Source organism: Streptomyces sp. NPDC001709, assembly GCF_053596375.1.
The window spans coordinates 1-5,010 of record NZ_JBSFGB010000115.1; the positions used below are offsets into that span (position 1 = coordinate 1).

1 protein-coding gene is annotated in these 5,010 nt (G+C 72.8%); it reads left to right on the forward strand.

All coding sequences use genetic code 11. The features are described 5' to 3' along the window. On the forward strand, positions 1-5,010 hold a 5,010-nt coding region (locus ACWC0C_RS47950; RefSeq protein WP_450871494.1), incomplete at both ends, for a type I polyketide synthase.

The window sequence follows — 5,010 nt, forward strand, 5'->3', positions numbered from 1 at the left end:
GTGCTGCCGGGCGCGCTCGCTTCCGGTGAGCCGCAGTTCGCGGTCCGCGACGGGGAGGTGTTCGTACCGCGCCTGGTGAAGGCCACCGGAACCGCGACCGGCACGCCGGACTTGGGCCCCGGCACCGTCCTGCTGACCGGTGCGTCCGGTGCGCTGGGCGGGCTCGTCGCCCGGCACCTGGTCGCCGAGCACGGCGTGCGCAGCCTGCTGCTGCTCAGCCGGCGCGGCGCGGAGGCACCCGGCGCGGTCGAGATGGAGGCCGAACTTGTCGCGTCGGGCGCCGAGGTGCGCTGGGCGGCTTGTGACGCGGCCGACCGGGACGCCCTCGCCGAGGTGCTGGCCGGCACGCCGGTGACGGCCGTGGTGCACACGGCCGGCGTCCTCGACGACGGCGTGATCGCCGGGCTCACCCCGGAGCGCCTGGCGACGGTGCTGCGTCCGAAGGTCGATGCCGTACTCAACCTCCATGGGCTGACGAGCGACCTGTCGGCGTTCGTCGTCTTCTCCTCGGTGTCCGGCATCCTGGGCAGCGCGGGTCAGGGCAACTACGCGGCGGCGAACACCTTCCTCGACGCCTTCGCCGAAGCCCGCCGCGCCCGGGGGCTCCCCGCCACGTCGCTGGCATGGGGCCTGTGGGAGCAGGACAGCGGCATGGCCGACCGGCTCGACCAGGCGGACCTCACCCGGCTCAAGCGGGTGGGCCTGGCCCCGATCGCCGTCGACGAGGGACTGCGGCTGTTCGACGCGGCGCTGGCCCTGGACCGGGCCGTCGTCGCCCCGCTGCGGTTGGACCTGGGCAGGCTGCAGGGCACGGTGCCGCCGCTCCTGCGAGGGCTGCGCGGCCCCGTACGGGGCACCGTGCGGCGCACGGCGCAGACCGCGCCGAAGGGATCGCTGGGCCGGCGGCTGGCCGGGCTGCCGGAGGCCGAGCGCGAGCAGGTGGTGCTGGACCTGGTGCGCACCGAGGTAGCCGCCGTCCTAGGCCACGCCTCGCTCCAGGCCGTCCAGCCCGAACACGCCTTCCAGGACGCCGGTTTCGACTCGCTCACCTCGGTGGAGCTCCGCAACCGGCTGAACACGGCGACCGGGCTGCGGCTCCACGCGACCATGGTCTTCGACCACCCCACGCCCATCGCGCTCTCCCGCTTCCTGCTGGCACAGACGCTCGGTGTCCAGGAGAAGTCCGAGGCCGCGGTCGCCGCGGTGACCGGGACGGACGAGCCGATCGCGATCGTGGGCATGGCCTGCCGGTTCCCCGGTGACGTGCGGTCCCCCGAAGACCTGTGGCGCCTCGTCGCCTCCGGCGGCGACGCGATCTCGGGCTTTCCCGAGGACCGCGGCTGGGACATCGAGAACCTCTACGACCCGGACCCCGACCGCTCCGGCAAGTCCTACGTGCGCCACGGCGGCTTCCTCCACGAGGCTGCCGAGTTCGACCCGGCCTTCTTCGGGATCTCGCCGCGTGAGGCGCTGGCGATGGACCCGCAGCAGCGGTTGCTGCTGGAGACGTCGTGGGAGGCGTTCGAGCGGGCCGGGATCGACCCGGCGACGGTGCGGGGCAGCAGGACCGGTGTCTTCGCGGGGGTGATGTACCACGACTACGCCGGGCGCGTGAGAACGGCTCCGGAGGGCATGGACGCCTATCTGGGCAGCGGCAGCGCGGGCAGCATCGCCTCCGGCCGGGTCTCGTACACGTTCGGTCTTGAGGGCCCGGCGGTCACGGTCGATACGGCGTGCTCGTCCTCGCTGGTGGCGCTGCACCTCGCGACCCAGGCGCTGCGCACCGGCGAGTGCTCGATGGCGCTGGTCGGCGGCGTCACCGTCATGGCGACTCCCTCGACGTTCGTGGAGTTCAGCCGTCAGCGGGGCCTGTCGGCTGATGGCCGGTGCAGGGCGTTCGCGGCCGGTGCGGATGGTACGGGCTGGGCCGAGGGTGCGGGCATGCTGCTGGTGGAGCGGCTGTCCGATGCCCGGCGTAACGGGCACCGGGTGCTGGCGGTGGTTCGTGGTACGGCGGTGAACCAGGACGGTGCGTCGAACGGTCTGACGGCTCCGAACGGGCCTTCGCAGCAGCGGGTGATCCGGCAGGCGCTGGCCAACGCGGGCCTGTCTTCGGATCAGGTCGACGTGGTGGAGGCGCATGGTACGGGGACGAGGTTGGGTGACCCGATCGAGGCGCAGGCGTTGATCGCGACGTACGGTCAGGAGCGGTCGGTGGAGCGGCCGTTGTGGCTGGGGTCGCTGAAGTCGAACATCGGTCATGCGCAGGCGGCTGCGGGTGTCGGTGGTGTGATCAAGATGGTGATGGCGATGCGCCACGGTGTGCTGCCGCAGACCCTGCATGTGGACGACCCGACGCCGCACGTGGACTGGTCGGCCGGTGACGTCCGGCTGCTGACCGAGGCCGTGGAGTGGCCTGCGTACGACCGGCCGCGCCGAGCTGCGGTGTCCTCCTTCGGTATCAGCGGCACCAACGCCCACGTGATCGTCGAGCAGGCTCCCGCCTCGGAGGAGTTGCCGCCCCTGCCCGTCGCCGACGCGGTCGTGCCGTGGGTGCTGTCGGGCAGGACCGAGGCGGCGCTGCGGGCACAGGCGGAGCGCCTGCTGTCCCTGGTCCCCGACGCGGACCTGCAGCCGGCCGACACCGGCTTCTCGCTCGCCACCACACGCTCGGCCATGGAGCACCGGGCCGCCGTGGTGGGGGAGAACCGCGCCGAACTCCTCGAAGGACTCCGCGCGCTGGCCGCGGGGTCCCCGTCCACCCGGGTTGTCCTGGGCGAACCGGGCGCCGGCGGCAAGGTCGGGTTCCTGTTCTCGGGTCAGGGCTCGCAGCGGATCGGCATGGGGCGCGAGCTGTACGAGGCGTACCCCGTGTTCGCCACGGCGTACGACGAGGTCTGCGCGCTTCTCGACACGCCCGTCGACGTCGACTCGGAGGAGCTCCACCAGACGGGTTCGACGCAGCCCGCGCTCTTCGCGGTCGGGGTGGCGTTGTTCCGGTTGCTGGAGTCGTGGGATGTGCGGCCGGATTACGTGGCCGGTCACTCGGTGGGTGAGATCGCGGCGGCGCATGTGGCGGGTGTGTTGTCGCTCGGGGATGCGGCGAAGTTGGTGTCGGCGCGTGCCGCGCTGATGCAGGCTCTGCCCGCGGGCGGGGCGATGGTGGCTGTGCAGGCGACCGAGGACGAGGTGTTGCCGCACTTGACCGACGAGGTCGGGATCGCGGCGGTCAACGGTCCGCGGTCGGTTGTGGTTTCTGGCGCTGAGGACGTGGTCGTCGCCATCGGTGAAGCCTTCCGTGAGCAGGGTCGTAAGACGTCCCGTCTGAAGGTCAGTCACGCGTTCCATTCGCCGTTGATGGATCCGATGCTGGAGGAGTTCGGGGAGGTCGTGCGTGGTCTGACGTTCAGTGAGCCGCGGATCCCGGTGGTCTCCAACCTGACGGGTGATCTGGCGGAGCCGTACACGCCGCAGTACTGGGTGCGGCACGTCCGTGAGGCGGTCCGTTTCGCGGACGGTGTGCGGACCCTGCACGAGCTGGGCGTGACGACCTTCGTCGAGATCGGCCCCGGCGGCGTCCTCAGCGCCCTCGCACAAGGGTGCCTCGACGGCGACATCGTCACCGTCCCCGTCGTACGGACCGATCGCCCCGAGCCGCAGGCCGTCGTCACCGCGCTCGCCGAGCTGCACGTCCGTGGGGTCTCCCCGGACTGGCAGGCGCTCTTCCCGGGTGCCCGGCGCGTCGACCTGCCGACCTACGCCTTCCAGTACGAGCGCTTCTGGCTGGAAGCGCCCGAGGAGTTCGCCGGCACAGCCGCTGCCACCGGACTCGGGCTGGGTGCGGCGGAGCACCCGTTGGCCGGTGCGGCGGTCGCGCTGCCCGGCGCCGGCGGGTTCCTGGTCACCGGGCGGCTCTCGCTCAGGACTCACCCCTGGCTCGCCGACCACACGGTCATGGACAGCGTGCTGCTGCCGGGTACCGGGCTCGTGGAGCTGGCGGTGCGTGCCGGCGACGAGGCGGGTTGTGGACAGGTCGAGGACCTGACGCTGGAAGCACCGCTGATCGTCCCGGAGCACGGCGGTGTGGCCGTGCAGGTGTGGGTCGGGGCCGAGGAGGAGCCGGGCAGGCGCGCGCTGAGCGTGCACTCGCGACGGGAGGACGCCCCGGACGACGCGCCGTGGGTGCGGCACGCGGTCGGCTTCCTGACGGACGCGCTGCCCGAGCCGCCGCACGGCGCGGACCTCGGCGCGTGGCCGCCGGCGGGTGCGGAGGCGGTCGACCTGACCGGGTTCTACGAGGGCCTGGACGGGCTCGGCCTGGGCTACGGCCCGGTCTTCCGCGGGCTGCGCTCGGTGTGGCGCAGCGGGGACGACGTCCTCGCCGAGGTCGCTCTCCCCGAGGGCACGGAGGCAGACACGTTCGCCGTTCATCCGGCGCTGCTGGACGCGGCGCTCCACGCGATCGGCGCGGGCGGGCTCGTCCCCGTCGCCGACGGGCCGCTGCTGCCCTTCGCCTGGTCCGAGGTGGGTGTGCGTGCCGCGGGGGCGACGGCGCTGCGGGTCAAGGTCTCTCGCACGGGTACGGACGCGGTGTCGCTGACCGTGGCCGACGCCTCGGGTGGTCTGGTGGCCACGGTCGGCTCGCTGTCGCTGCGGCCGGTGTCGCGCGAGCAACTGCTCGCGGCGGGCGGCTCCGGCAGGCGTGCCGACGACTCGCTGTTCGGCCTCGCATGGCAGCCGGCGGCCCTCACCGAGGCTGACGCTGCCGCCGGGCTCGACGTACGGAGCTACGCGGACCTGGCCGCTCTGTCCGCCGAGCAGGCCCTTCCCGATGTCGCGGTGGTCACGGTCGTTCCGTGCCCGGCGGGTTCCGGTACGGAGACCGCCGACCGCGTGCACTGCACCACAAGTGAGATGTTGGCGTTGGTGCAGTGGTGGCTGGCTCGGGAGCGGGCGGGGCGTTTGGCGTTGGTGACGCGGCCGGGGGATCTGGCTCATGCTGCGGTGTGG